The sequence below is a fragment of the uncultured Methanobrevibacter sp. genome, assembly GCF_905235195.1.
Taxonomy (GTDB): domain Archaea; phylum Methanobacteriota; class Methanobacteria; order Methanobacteriales; family Methanobacteriaceae; genus Methanarmilla.
Genome location: NZ_CAJOKH010000071.1, coordinates 1 through 13,638, shown reverse-complemented (window position 1 = coordinate 13,638; position 13,638 = coordinate 1). Strand labels below are relative to the sequence as shown.

Genomic DNA, 13,638 nt, shown 5'->3' with positions numbered 1-13,638 from the left:
CATGGATTCAATGGTGTAACTGTGGAATTTTTCCTAATTCAAATGCATCTTTGGTTACTTTGATAAAATCTTCAATTATTTCACGTATTGGTTTTAAATCTTTTCAATTTCGTAATTTTTGGTATAATATTGATGAAATAGATTCAATATCTTTTTTTTAACTCTTGTGCTTTTTTTTATTTTTTGAAAATATTAATATAATGTTTGATTTACTTATAGAATAAGTTTTAAAATATAATTTTAATTCTTGATTATACTCTAAATTTATTCTATCTTTTTTTAAAATATAATTTAAGTTTAAATCAAGAATATAATGTTTGTTTTAATTGTAGAATAAGTTTTAAAATACGATATGTTAGGTATATAAAAAAATAAAAAAGAGTAGTTAAATTGTTTTTAGTGTTTATAAAACAATTTTAACAGCATCATGAACATTTTCAAGTTCACTTAATTCTTTTAATACATTTTCAGGAATTTCATGATCTACAGTTAAAATCATAACTGCATTTCCACCAATGGTATCTCTACCAATTTGCATAATACCAACATTAATATTAGCTTCGCCTAATTTAGTGCCTACAGTACCAATTGTTCCTGGAACATCTTTGTATCTTGCAATAAACATGTGTCCTTCAGGTTTAACATCAACCCAATAACCATTAACTTTTAAGATTTTTGGTTCATAAAGAACAGTTCCCTCAGCAGAGAATTCATCACTTTCAGTTTTACCAACAACTTTAATGAATGATTCATATCCTTTACCTTCATTTCTAATACCTTCTGTTACTTGCACACCTCTGCTTTCAGCAACAGCAGGGGCATTTACAACAGTTACAGGACTGCTTAATATGGGATTTAATATTCCTTGTAATACGGTTCTTGTAAATATTTCTTTATTTGAAAGTTTAGAGATTTCTCCACCATAAATTACAGAAACTTCTTTAATTGTACCATTAATTGATTGGGAAATAAAACCACCTAATTTTTCACATAAATCTAAATATTTGCCAGAGTCTTTAAAATCAGTATTGTCCATACGTGGCATGTTTAAAATATTATTAGGGGTTTTACCTTTAAATAAATCTGCAATTTCGTCTGCAATTATAATTGCTGCACCTTTTTGTGCTTCGTTAGTAGATGCTGCAATATGTGGTGTACATACAATATTGTCAAGTTCCATTAATTTACTTTCTTCAGGAGGTTCATTTTCATATACATCAAGTGCTGCTCCTCCAATTTTATTCTCTTTAAGTGCTACATATAATGCATCTTCATCAATAATTCCTCCACGAGCACAATTTATAATAATACAATTTTCTCTCATAATTTCAAATTGTTCTGTAGAGATTAAATGATTAGTTTCAGGAGTAAGTGGTACATGGATTGTAATTACATCTGCGTTTTTAAGTACTGTGTCTAAATCTGTTAATTCTACACCCATATTTTTTGCAACTTCTGGAGGTAAATATGGATCATATGCAATTGCACCCATATCAAATGCTTTACATCTTGAAACTACTTGTGAACCTATTCTACCCATTCCAATAACACCAAGGGTTTTACCTTTAAGTTCAATACCTTTGAATAATTTTTTCTCCCATTGGCCTGATTTGGTGGATTTGTCTGCAATTGATATTTTACGTGCAACAGATAACATAAGTCCCATAGTATGCTCTGCTACAGTAACTGATGTGGATTCTGGTGCATTAACAACCATAATTCCTTTTTTGGTTGCTGCTTCTAAATCTACATTATCTACACCAACACCAGCTCTTGCAATAATTTTAAGTTTATCTGCTGCTTCAATAATTTCTGCAGTCATTTTAGTTCTACTTCTAATTGCTATTCCATCATATTCTTTTATTGTATTTTTTAATTCTTCGGGAGTAATAGAAGTATCTACAACTACTTCTGCTACATCCTCGAGTTTATCAATACCTTCTTGATCTATTGCATCAGCAACAAGCACTTTCATCCTTTCACCTATTAAAATAAGTCTAAAATTTATTTAAAACGATTTTTTCTTTGATTTTTAATAAAAAAATTATTTTAAATATATATTATTAAAATTAAATTTGTTAATATTTATAAAATAATAATTTATATTATAGATTTATTTCTATATTTTTTGATATTTATAAATATTTAATTCACTATTTTAGTCATGTTGATATTTTTCATTTTTTAAAATATGGTGGATAAATTCAAATATAAATTAAGAAATCTTTTATATGTTTTAAGGATATAAATTTTAATAGTTTATATTTATTTAAGTTATATTTGCTTTATAATTTCAATTAGGTGTTGGTATTATTTTTGAAGAAGATTTCGTTTTTAATGGTGTAAGTATTCCACGAGCCGTATTAGGTTTTGCTCCAATGACCTGTGAAGGTTATTTTGGTCATAGAACTCGTATATATGAATTAGATTTATATAATCAACCTGAAAAGATTGCTTCTGTAATTCGCAGGTCATATCAAATGGGTGTAAGGGCAATGAATCTTCCAAATAATCCTTCTATTTTTGATGCTTTAAACATTTTAAAAGATGAATCTATTAATATGAAATTAATAGGAACTATTGGACATACTAATGTTAATTACTTAATGCCAGATTTTAATAAGGCCAGAGAAGAGGCAAATTATATTGAAGATATTCAAACATTATCTGAATATGATACTCCAGTAATGTTAGTTGATGATATGTTGGTTGATGCTTATGACTGGGATTATACTAGTAAAATCTTAGAAGAGATTAAGAATCAGGGGATAATGGCTGGAATTATTACTTCAAGAACATTTAATACAACAAGAGAACTTTTAAATGGAAAATTAGATCTTGATTTATTTGATTTTTATATGCTTCCTATAAATAAGATTGCTTATACTATGGATGTTGATTTCTTTCTTGATAATGAAAAGGGAGAACTTGCATCTATGCTTAATGAATTAGATAAAAATATTATTGTTTCAAGACTTCTTGCATGCGGTATTCAAAGGCCTGATGAGGCATTTAATTTCTTTAAAACACTTGACTATGCAGAGATGGCTTGTGTCAGTGTGGCTTCACAAATAGAGGCAGAACAAACATTTGGATTCCTTAAAAATTTATAATTTTTTTATAGTAAATTACTAACTTTTATTATATCTTGTTTATAAATGATTTATAATCTTTTATTGTACTTGTTTATAAATGATTATAATAAAAATTTGCTAAACAACTATATTTGATAAAATTAGTAGTAAAGATGTTTATGTGTCTTTTCTTTCTTTAATCATTTTAATAAAGTCAGTTGTATCATCAGCTTCCTTAAGTTCCCAGGATTTAATAACAGGTATTCCATCAATTGATTCTTTAAATTTCTCATTTTTGATAACAAAAAATGAATCAGATGATGTAATGAGGGACAAGTCTTTAAGTGGAACTGCCATCTTTTTTAAAGTTTTGATATTTCTATTTTTATCCATATTTGCAATCAAGGGGCTTTCTGCACTTTTTGTATCATTAACTTTTGCAAGTGCATCGAAAGGTGTTTTATTGGTTGATACAACACCAAAACCAAGTTTTGCCAAATCATTATTTTTGTTTGTTGGAATTTCCTCAGGACTTTGGTAGGGTTCAAAAACATCAATGTCAAAGGTAATTTTTGTATTTAGTATTTCTTCTAAGACCATTGCAGTTTCAATATTTGCTTTTACTTTACCATTTTCATAATTGTATATTGTTTCTCTTGATACATGTGCAATGTCTGCAAGATCTTTAAGGGATAGAGAGTACTCATCTCTAAATTCTTTAAGTAAATTACCGTTAATGTTTACGAAATATCCTCCACGGTCAGCTAGAACCTCTGGATATTCTCCATTTATCATATTTTTAAAAGTTTCTACACTAACTGCAGGAATACCATGTCTTTCATATACAACATCTTCCTCAAGAGGATAACTTCTTGTTTTTAACCCTACAAGAACGGGACTTGCAAGAAAAACATCGGATATTTTTTTAATTTCTTCTACATGAGTTTCATTAACACTGTCAATATTTACAAGGACTTTCATAAGAAGAAGTAAAAGTTTACGTCTAGCTATCATATCAAAACAACTTTGTTCATAAACATGTGATGTTTGAAAGCCTTCAATATGTAATAATTGATTAATTTCTTGTATTAATTTATTCCTATTCATATCCATAGGAATCACCTCATGTTGTAAAATTATTATATTGTTTGTCTAATTTTCTATAATTTTTAAGCACTATTTATATTTTATATTATATTATATATTTTTACTTAAAAGAATTTTTATATTATTTAGGTTATATTTTTATTATATCTTTACTTAGCTTATTTAAAAGAATTTTTATATTATTTAGGTTATATTTTTATTATATCTTTACTTAGCTTATTTAAAAGAATTTTTATATTATTTAGATTATATTTTTATTATATCTTTACTTAGCTTATTTAAAAGAATTTTTATATTATTTAGATTATATTTTTATTATCTCTTTACTTAGCTTATTAACCAGTTATTATTAAATTTGACTTGGAGTTGTTTATTATAGACTATATTTATGTAGGAATCGATGATACAGATTCACCAGATGGTATGTGCACTACATATCTTTGTATGGATTTAATTAAAAAGTTAAAAAAGGAAGGCTTTGTTATTGAGGGGTATCCAAGACTTATTAGATTAAATCCTTTTGCAAGATATAAAACACGTGGTAATGGAGGAGTATCATTTAAATTTCCAAAAGAACAGTTTGAATATAATGATTTTAAGAAAGCTCAAAATATTATTTTAGATGAAGTATCTAAATTATCCATGTTTGATTGTGATAATACACATCCTGGTGTTGTATTTTATGAGGGTAAAATCACTAGTGAAATGGAGGATTTTGCTTTTAAGGCACTTCATTCTATTATTACTATTGATGAGGCAGAAGAATTTGCAAATCATATTGGTGCAGAAATCTTCAAATTTAAAAAAGGAAGAGGTATTATAGGGGCTCTTGCTACAATCTCTTGTAAATTGACTGACTGTACCTATGAACTTTTAACCTATAGAATTCCTGAAAATCGTGGAGGAAAACGTAAAATTGATTATGATTCTGTTTATTTAATGGATGAGATGACAGATACTTTTGAAAATATTGATGGAAAATATATTGCTATTGAACCTAAAACTCCATGTCCAGTTCTTTATGGTATAAGAGCAGATAACCCCGAAAGCCTTCTTGAAGCTAAAAATATTGTAAAGGTCTATGAGGAAATTGAAGATTATTGTATATTTTTAACAAATCAACATACCGATATGCATCTAGAACTTGCAGAGAATATTAAATCCATGAGAAAGTATGGTTCATTTATTGTGGAAGGTACTGTTGTTGACACTCCCCACTCAATTGAAGGAGGACATTTCTTCTTTACTCTTGAGGACTCTACAGCTAAAATAGAATGTGGTGCATATGAGCCTACTAAGGATTTTAGAAAAATAGTTCAAAAATTAATGGCTGGGGATGTGATTAAAGTTTATGGTGGAATTGGAGAGGAGGGTACCTTTAATATTGAGAAATTTAAGGTATTGGATTTAAATAATATTGAATATAAAAATCCTAAATGTCCAAAATGTGGTAAAACATTAAGTTCTGCAGGTAAAAATAAGGGTTTTAAATGTAAAAACTGTTCATATAAATTAGCTGATTCTTCTAAAGTTCCTCATACTTTAAAACGTGATTTACAATTGGGAAAATTCTATGAAACTCCTGTTATGGCGAGAAGACATTTGGCTAAACCTTTATGTCGTATGAATCTTAATAATTAGATAAATTCCTAATCTTTTTATTAATTTTTTTTAAGTTTTTTTTTAATTTCTTAAATTTATATTTTTTATTCTTCATTTTCTGGGCTGTGAATTTATTTTCAATTAATCTTATCATTATTTGATTTATTAAATTTATATTTTTAATTTTATCTTCATTTTCCAGCTATTTTAATTTTATTTTCAACTAATCATATTTTTAAATATTTTATTTTTAAAATTTGAGATATTATTTAATTTTTTAATAAACTCATTATTTTTTAATATTTTTTATATATTTATCAAAAGTTTAATGGATACTTCATTGTTCTCATTTTGAATGATTATTATTAGTCTTTTTAAAACCGTTATTTATTTGCATTTTTTGAATATTTTTTAATAAAATCGATTAATATATTAATAAAAATGTATAAATTTAATTTAAATTATTATATTATTATTAAAATAAACATAATTATTTTTATAAAAATCAGACTTTAAACAGATTTTTTAAAAGCTTTTTTTATCTATAAAGGGTTTTTAAGATGACTAAATTTAATAAATTTAATAAACATAAGATTAGGCCATGGAGGGAATATAAACTATATGTTATAGTTTTTATTTTAGTGATTATTTCAGAGTTAATTGGTCCTCGTAGAATTTTTTTAACTGGTACTATAAGTATAGTGTTCATGCCGTTATTGTATGCAATGGTTTTAGGTTTAATCTTATTTTTAGCAAAACCTATTAAATTTATTCAAAATCATGAATCTAAAGTAGCAGAGAGTTTAACGATTTTTTTTACGGTGCCAATTATTGCAAAACTTGCAGTTTCAAGTGGACAATCAGTTAATACATTATCTTTTATGCCTACAATTTTTTACAGCAATTGGGTCATTTAGGGACAATATTTATAGCATTACCAATTGCTCTTGTTTTAGGATTCAAACGTGAATCTATTGGTATGACAAGTTCAATATGTCGTGAACCAAATATAGGAATTATTTTTAATAAATATGGTTCTGGATCTCCTGAGGCAAGGGGAGTTTTAACTGTTTATGTTATTGGAACTATTATGGGGGCTATTTTTATAAGTTTAATATCAAGTTTGGTTACTGCCCTTCCAATTCACCCTTATGTTCTTGCTATGGCAAGTGGGGTAGGTAGTGTAAGTATGAATGCTGCAGCTATTGCTCCACTTCTGGATATTTTTCCAGGTCATATGTCTGATGATATTTTGGCATTTTCAGGACTTTCTAACCTTTTGAGTTTCTGTCTTGGAATTTATTTAACAATTTTGATTGGTCTTCCAATTACTGAAAGACTTTATCGTTGGTTAGAACCTAAATAGGAAGAACAACTTCAGTTTCTATAGAACTTAAGTCTTATAAAGATGAAGATATGATAGATTATAAATTAGATAAAGAGATTAATAAAATTAGTTTAAAAAGACTTATTGATTGGGTATTTTTATTTTTAATTTTTTCATTTATTGTATCATGTGGAAATTATATTTCTACAGGTGCATCAATTATTAATTCTTTTATAGGAATGCTTATATTATCTGCAATGGCTTATGTTTGTTTTATTCTGGAGAGAATTACTCCACATAATATTTCATCAATTATTTGGGTAAGTTTAATTGGTATTATTTTAGCCCTTCCAATGGTACCAACTTCTCAGTATATTGTTCCTTTTGTTAAAAGTGTTGATTTAACTGCAATTATAACTGTCTATCTTGCTTATGTTGGTATATCAATGGGAAGGGATTGGGAACAATTTAAGAAGTTTGGTTGGAGAGGAGCTATTGTAACCTGTTTTGTTATTATGGGAACTTTTTTAAGTTCTGTTTTTATTGCACAAATTTGTTTAACCTTATTCCATATAATTTAAAGACTTATTTTTTTATTTAAATATTTTTTTTAAATTTCCCTATTTATATTTTAAAATTATATTTTAATTACTTTTTTTACTTTTTTTAAACACTTTTAAAACTTATAATATTATGTCGGCTAAAAATTTTTTATATATAAAAATTTAATTATTAGTTTAAACAAATTATTTTTAATTATTAAAATTATTTTTTTCAAGGATTAACTTTTTTAATGTGTTTATATGATTGTAAAGGAACTTGCTAATTTTATTGTAAATTTAAAGTATAATGACCTAGATGAAGATATAATTAAAAAGGCCGAATTATGTTTTATTGATTATATTGCTGTATATTTAAAGGGTAAAAATGAAATCGCTCCACAAACTATTAAAAAATCTATTCGTTTAATTGATCAAAATTATAAACATTCTATGTTAGAGGATGCTTTATTTTTTGCAACTGCTGCTCATGTATTAGATTTAGATGATGGTCATGATATTGCAAGTGTTCATCTTGGTGCTATTGCATTTTCCACTGCAATTGCAATGAGTCTTAAACTTGACATTACAGGTCGTGAATTTATAGAGGCTATTGTTGTAGGTTATGAAACTGGAATTTTAATTGGTTCTATTGCAAATCCTAATCATAGAAATCAGGGTTTTCATTCAACCGGTACTATTGGGACCTTAGTCTCAGGTGCTGTTGCAAGTAAAATACTTAGACTTAATCTTTATCAAACTATTCAATGTTTAGGTATTTGTGGTACTCAATCTGCAGGTCTTTTAGAATCAGACCATCGGGGTACTATGGCTAAGGCATTCCATGCAGGTAATGCTTCTAGGGCAGGAATTGTTTCTGCATTTTTAGCTTATAATGGTTTTACAGGTACTGAATCTATAATAGATGGTGAGGAAGGATTTTTAAAAGCTATGGCAATAGGTAATCTTGACTCTGAAAATCCTCCTCGTAAAATCCGCAATACTAGAATTCAAAATCAACTTGATCAATTAGGGAAAAATTTCCAAATTGAGGATGTTTACTTTAAGGTATATCCTTTCTGTAGACACATTCACTCTTCTATAGAATCTGCATTATTCCTTCACAATACAATTAAAAAAGATTATCTTTCAATAGATTCAGTTGATATTTACACTTATAAAATTGCATCTGAACATAATAACTACAATCCTTCTAATATAGAGGAGCTAAGACAATCTTTACCTATGGCTGTAGCTATTGCTCTTATTTATGGTGATGTAAGTCTAAATAAAATTAATTATCTTATACAAGATGGTTTATTTAGAGATTTAGATGAAATTGATGATAATAAAGTTAAAGATATAAAATATTTAGCAAACAAAGTTAAAATTTACAATAAGGATGAATATGATTATTTGGAGGAAGATGCCAGGCCATCTAATGTTAAGCTTATATTAAATGAAGAGTTTAGGGGAGGAGTATTTGAACACACTACTATTTTCTCTAAAGGAAACAAACGTAATCCTATAAGTCCTGGAGAACTTATAGATAAATTCAGAAAATTAAATCCTAATTATAGAATTGATAGACTTAATACAATTGATCATATGGAATCTTCTAAAATGGCTAAAATTCTTAAGATGTTACTAGATTTTGATAATTAATATTTTGACTATTTATAGTGATATTTAAATGAGGGATATATTTAGTTAGAGTGATGATTTAAATGATGGATGATACAAAAAATTTTTTAAAAACTATGGGAATTGAAAGGGAAAATGAGGATTTTACATCTAAAAAAAGGTTCGATGATGGTGGACAGTATAGATTGGAAATTCCAGGAGTACAGTCTCCTAGTGCACTTGAAACTATAGTTAAAACTTGTAAAAAAGAAAATATTTTCATTCATCGAGTTACTCAAACTAAAGGTATTATGCTCCTTTCAGATGAAGAAATTACTAAAATGGCAGATTTAGCAAGAATTTCTGAGATGGAGCTATTTTTAGCTGTAGGTCCAAGAGCACCATATGATACAAGTGCAAGTGTTAATACTTCAGAGGGTGTACGTATAGGATATAGACTTAGAGGTTATGATAATCTAGTTTATGCTATTGAGGATGTTAAAAGGGCGGTAGATTTAGGTGTTAGAGGTATTTTATTATATGATGAAGGTTTGCTTTACATATTAAATAATATGAGGAGTGTAGGTGAACTTCCAAAAAATCTCCATTTTAAATTATCTGCCCATGCAGGATGTTCTAATCCTGCAAGTGCTAAGTTATTTGAAAGTTTAGGCCTCGATTCATTAAACCTGGTAAGAGACCTTCAGCTTCCAATGATTGCATCAATTAGATCTGCAATTAATATTCCTATCGATTTACATACTGAAAATCCTAAGTCTTCTGGAGGATTTATACGCCATTATGAAGTTCCTGAGATGATAAAAGTAGGAAGTCCTGTATATCTTAAAACAGGAGGGTCTGTTGCAAAAACCCATAATTGGGATACGACCAATGCTGATGGTGAAAAAAGAGTAAAACAGGTAGGGCTTGTAAAAAGGATTATTGATAAATATTGTCCTGATGCAATTATATCTCCAAAAGCATCAAAAGATCTTGCAATTCCTGAAAATTAGAAATTATTTTTTTAGGTGATAAAATGTCACTAGAAGATATGGTTCAAAATGCAGTAATTAAGGCAAGTACTACATATAGCCAAGATAAACTTGATGTATTTAAAAGAGCAGTTTTATATGAAAAGAGTCTGGGCAATTCTAATGCCATTTGGACACTTGAAACTATGATTAGAAATGAGGAGATTGCAAGAAAATCTAAACTTCCATTATGTGATGATACAGGTATACCTCATGTATTAGTTGAACTTGGTAATAATCGTCAGTTACCGGAAAATTTTATAGAAAATATTAAAAATGGAATAAAAAAGGGCTTGGATAATCTGCCTGCAAGGCCAATGGCAGTAAAAGGAAGTGACCTTATACGTCTTGAACAATCAGAAGGATTATATGATGAACCTTCAATGATTGAAACTGCTCCTATATCTATTGATTCTTTTGATAAAAATCATATTGATTATGATGAAGCTTTAGAGGATGAAATCCATATACATATATTACTTTTAGGTGGCGGCCCTGAGATAAGATCAAAAACATATCGTGTATTTCACAAACACGATAATAAGGTGATTATTGATGAGACAATTTTATGGCTTAAGGATTCGCTTAAATTATTAGGTTGCACTCCAGCTATTCCTGTAATAGGAATTGGCAGAACTCATTATGAAGCAAGTCATTTGATGATTAAAGCCATGGTTTATGGTAATTTAAATCAACAATCAGATACAGAAAATTATATTTCAAATAAATTAAATCAGTTAAATATAGGTCCTATGGGTCTTAAAGGCAGTATTACAGTTCTTGGAACTTTTTTAAATATTGGTCCTCAAAGGGCAAGTGGTGTTAGAATAGTTTCTGCAAGGCCATGTTGTTTTGTAGAGCCACGTAAATGGACAGTAAAAATTTAAACCCAATTTATTTTTTTATATTTAATTAAATGAAAAAATATAAAATTCTTAAATAGTTTATAAATATATAGTAAATAAAATATAATTAAGTAGATTTTATAAATAAATTATTTTTATAGAAAAAATTTTAAAAGAGGTTAATAAATTGACTTCAGAGGATTCAAATAATTCTAATATTTCTAAGCATAAGCTTAAAACAACTATTACTAAAGTTGAACCAGATAAAATCATTACAAGAGGATATAATCAGGAAGAGTTAATAGAAAATTTAAGTTTTGCTGAAATGATTTATCTTATTTTAAGGGGAAAATTGCCTAAAAAAGAAGAGGGAGAAATATTAAATCATATATTAGTTTCATTCTGTGATCATGGTGTTACTCCCCCAAGTACTCAAACAGCAAGGATTATAGCATCAAGTGGATCACCATTAAATAATGCTGTAGGAGGAGGATTACTATCTTTTGGTTATCATCATGCAGGAGCTATTGAAAAAGTAATGGTGCTGTTTCAGAATGCTATAAAATCATTGTATATATCAGGAGATTCTGAGTTGGATGATCCTCAAATTACAGATAAGGCATTAGATATTGTATATGCAGGTTTATCTAGAGGTCAAAAAATTCCTGGATTTGGACATAGATATCATAAGAGGGATCCTCGTGCAAGAAAATTAGTGGATCTTGTTATAGATAAAGGTCATCTTGGACCACATACAAAACTTGCAATTTCTATAGAACATTTATTAATTGAAAAGAAAGGAATTTATTTAAATGTTGATGGGATAAATGGTGCAATACTTTCAGATTTGGGATTTAATCCAAAATTTGGTTTAGGATTATTTATGATTGGAAGACTTCCTGGATTGATAGCACATAGTTATGAAGAAACAATGGATGATGAAGAATTTAGAAGATTCTGTGATATAGATGATATTAATTATGAAGGATTTGAAAATATAACATTTAAAAAATGATTATAAATATTCATTAATGGATTTTTCTTATAAATCTTTAATAAGCAATGATTATGTTTTCTAATAAATTTATATAATTAAATTTAAAAACTTATATTCAGATTTCAAATTTATATTTAAATTTTAAATTTCATAATTATGTTTAAAATTTTATAATTAAGTTTAAAAACTTATATTTAGATTTAAAATTTTATATTTAGGTTTAAAATTTTATTATTAGGTTTATAATTTTTTATATTTAGGTTTAAAATTTTATTATTAGGTTTATAATTTTATATTTAGGTTTAAAATTTTATTATTAGGTTTATAATTTTATATTTAGGTTTAAAAACTTATATTTAGATTTAAATTTAATTATTATATTAAATTAAATAAATTTAAAAATTAATTGAAATAATTTATGGAGTTAATAGAATGGATTTTTTTGAAACTATTGAAAAAAGGTATAGTGTAAGGGGCTATACAGATGAATCTGTAAGTAAAGAAGATTTAGATAAAATATTGGATGCTGCAGCATTAGCACCTACAGGAGTTAATTTCCAACCATTTAAAGTATATGTTATAGATACTGATAAAAATGCAGATGATTTAAAAAAAATTTATCCTGCTGAATGGTTTTTAGAAGCTCCTATAGCTTTATGTGTAGCAGTCAGTGCTGAGAAGGCATGGACCCGTAAATCCGATAATAAAAATATTGCAGATATTGATGGTACTATTGTAATGGATCATATTGTTCTTGCTGCAACTGCATTAGGTCTTGGAACATGTTATATTGCAAACTTTAACCCTGATGAGGCTAAAAAGCTTATTGACTCAGATGAGTATCAGCCTTTATTATTCACACCTATTGGCCATATTGATGCTGAACCACGCCTTCAAGATAAAAAAACAAAAGAAGACTTGGTTGAATTTATATGATTATATTAGATTATATGATTATAATTAATGATATGATTAATGAGTAATGATATGATTAATGATTTATAATATTTTAAGGTAATTAAATGAAGCCCTATACTTTACATGCTAAAAATAAAAAAGAATTGGAAGAACTTCGAGATTTATTTATAGAAAATGGTTTTAAATTAAATACTGAAGGAGATAATTTTTCTTTTCTATTTAAAAGAGCTTATGGTAATTGGATTGCTCATTTAATTTTCATTATTTTAGCTTGTATTGTATCTGCACTTTTTATTTTTGTTAATTTAGTTATATTCTTATATTATTTTTATAAAAAGTCACAGTATGTTTTAATTACTACAAAAATTACTAATGATGGGGAAAAAATAGAATTTGATAAATTAGAATCTATTGATTTGAAGAAAGGAAAATTTTCATAATTTTTTTTCAATTTCTTTTTTTAGGTTTATAATACATTTAGGGGTCTGAATTTTTCAGTTCTCAGATAATTGTTGTATTGCTGTTTTTGAGTTAAATCCTAGTGATATGATTAAGGCCCCTAAAAATACATTTAG

Annotated in this window: 13 protein-coding genes; 11 read left to right on the top strand and 2 right to left on the bottom strand. The window is 27.2% G+C overall.

Going from position 1 to position 13,638, the window contains the following annotated elements:
- Positions 1-403 precede the first annotated feature (403 nt).
- The gene (gene serA / locus QZ146_RS08085) at positions 404-1,975 is read right to left on the bottom strand and encodes a phosphoglycerate dehydrogenase (protein WP_295723374.1); all 1,572 of its coding nucleotides are present in this window, start codon (positions 1,973-1,975) and stop codon (positions 404-406) included.
- A gap of 403 nt (positions 1,976-2,378) precedes the next feature.
- On the opposite strand from serA, the gene QZ146_RS08080 reads away from it, so the two are divergent.
- Positions 2,379-3,113, top strand: coding sequence for a hypothetical protein (locus tag QZ146_RS08080; protein ID WP_295723372.1), 735 nt, complete (start codon positions 2,379-2,381; stop codon positions 3,111-3,113).
- 138 nt (positions 3,114-3,251) lie between these two features.
- Here the strand turns inward: QZ146_RS08080 and QZ146_RS08075 are convergent, their stop codons facing one another.
- Positions 3,252-4,187 (bottom strand): transcriptional regulator, encoded by a 936-nt coding sequence (locus tag QZ146_RS08075; protein WP_295723370.1) that lies wholly within the window; start codon positions 4,185-4,187, stop codon positions 3,252-3,254.
- A gap of 360 nt (positions 4,188-4,547) precedes the next feature.
- On the opposite strand from QZ146_RS08075, the gene QZ146_RS08070 reads away from it, so the two are divergent.
- The 10 genes from QZ146_RS08070 (at position 4,548) to QZ146_RS08025 (ending at position 13,503) form a co-directional block, all read left to right on the top strand.
- The gene (locus tag QZ146_RS08070; RefSeq protein WP_295723367.1) at positions 4,548-5,822 is read left to right on the top strand and encodes a tRNA(Ile)(2)-agmatinylcytidine synthase; all 1,275 of its coding nucleotides are present in this window, start codon (positions 4,548-4,550) and stop codon (positions 5,820-5,822) included.
- 521 nt (positions 5,823-6,343) lie between these two features.
- Entirely contained in the window at positions 6,344-6,700 is a 357-nt protein-coding gene (locus tag QZ146_RS08065) for a DUF3100 domain-containing protein (RefSeq protein ID WP_295723365.1), read from the top strand.
- Positions 6,688-7,149 (top strand): DUF3100 domain-containing protein, encoded by a 462-nt coding sequence (locus QZ146_RS08060; RefSeq protein WP_295723363.1) that lies wholly within the window; start codon positions 6,688-6,690, stop codon positions 7,147-7,149. The genes QZ146_RS08065 and QZ146_RS08060 overlap by 13 nt, the downstream gene beginning before the upstream one ends.
- A gap of 50 nt (positions 7,150-7,199) precedes the next feature.
- Positions 7,200-7,691: a hypothetical protein gene (locus tag QZ146_RS08055; RefSeq protein WP_295723360.1), complete on the top strand. Its 492-nt coding sequence runs from the start codon at positions 7,200-7,202 to the stop codon at positions 7,689-7,691.
- Positions 7,692-7,913: 222 nt separating this feature from the next.
- Positions 7,914-9,314 (top strand): MmgE/PrpD family protein, encoded by a 1,401-nt coding sequence (locus QZ146_RS08050; RefSeq protein WP_295723357.1) that lies wholly within the window; start codon positions 7,914-7,916, stop codon positions 9,312-9,314.
- A gap of 65 nt (positions 9,315-9,379) precedes the next feature.
- A complete protein-coding gene (locus QZ146_RS08045) occupies positions 9,380-10,285 on the top strand; it encodes a U32 family peptidase (protein WP_295723377.1) in 906 nt (301 codons plus the stop codon).
- Between the two features lie 23 nt (positions 10,286-10,308).
- On the top strand, positions 10,309-11,190 hold the full coding sequence (locus QZ146_RS08040) for a fumarate hydratase (RefSeq protein WP_295723354.1): 882 nt from the start codon (positions 10,309-10,311) through the stop codon (positions 11,188-11,190).
- 145 nt (positions 11,191-11,335) lie between these two features.
- Positions 11,336-12,163, top strand: coding sequence for a citryl-CoA lyase (locus QZ146_RS08035; RefSeq protein WP_295723352.1), 828 nt, complete (start codon positions 11,336-11,338; stop codon positions 12,161-12,163).
- 414 nt (positions 12,164-12,577) lie between these two features.
- Entirely contained in the window at positions 12,578-13,081 is a 504-nt protein-coding gene (locus tag QZ146_RS08030) for a nitroreductase family protein (protein ID WP_295723349.1), read from the top strand.
- A gap of 86 nt (positions 13,082-13,167) precedes the next feature.
- Entirely contained in the window at positions 13,168-13,503 is a 336-nt protein-coding gene (locus tag QZ146_RS08025; RefSeq protein WP_295723347.1) for a hypothetical protein, read from the top strand.
- The last annotated feature ends 135 nt before the right edge of the window (positions 13,504-13,638 follow it).

Bases quoted from the DNA above. Each gene is read 5' to 3' on its own strand.
- QZ146_RS08065 (WP_295723365.1), top strand. From the start codon at position 6,344: ATGACTAAATTTAATAAATTTAATAAACATAAGATTAGGCCATGGAGG.
- QZ146_RS08045 (WP_295723377.1), top strand. From the start codon at position 9,380: ATGGATGATACAAAAAATTTTTTAAAAACTATGGGAATTGAAAGGGAA.
- QZ146_RS08040 (WP_295723354.1), top strand. From the start codon at position 10,309: ATGTCACTAGAAGATATGGTTCAAAATGCAGTAATTAAGGCAAGTACT.
- QZ146_RS08050 (WP_295723357.1), top strand. From the start codon at position 7,914: ATGATTGTAAAGGAACTTGCTAATTTTATTGTAAATTTAAAGTATAAT.
- QZ146_RS08055 (WP_295723360.1), top strand. From the start codon at position 7,200: ATGATAGATTATAAATTAGATAAAGAGATTAATAAAATTAGTTTAAAA.
- QZ146_RS08030 (WP_295723349.1), top strand. From the start codon at position 12,578: ATGGATTTTTTTGAAACTATTGAAAAAAGGTATAGTGTAAGGGGCTAT.
- QZ146_RS08075 (WP_295723370.1), bottom strand. From the start codon at position 4,187: ATGGATATGAATAGGAATAAATTAATACAAGAAATTAATCAATTATTA.
- serA (WP_295723374.1), bottom strand. From the start codon at position 1,975: ATGAAAGTGCTTGTTGCTGATGCAATAGATCAAGAAGGTATTGATAAA.
- QZ146_RS08080 (WP_295723372.1), top strand. From the start codon at position 2,379: ATGACCTGTGAAGGTTATTTTGGTCATAGAACTCGTATATATGAATTA.
- QZ146_RS08025 (WP_295723347.1), top strand. From the start codon at position 13,168: ATGAAGCCCTATACTTTACATGCTAAAAATAAAAAAGAATTGGAAGAA.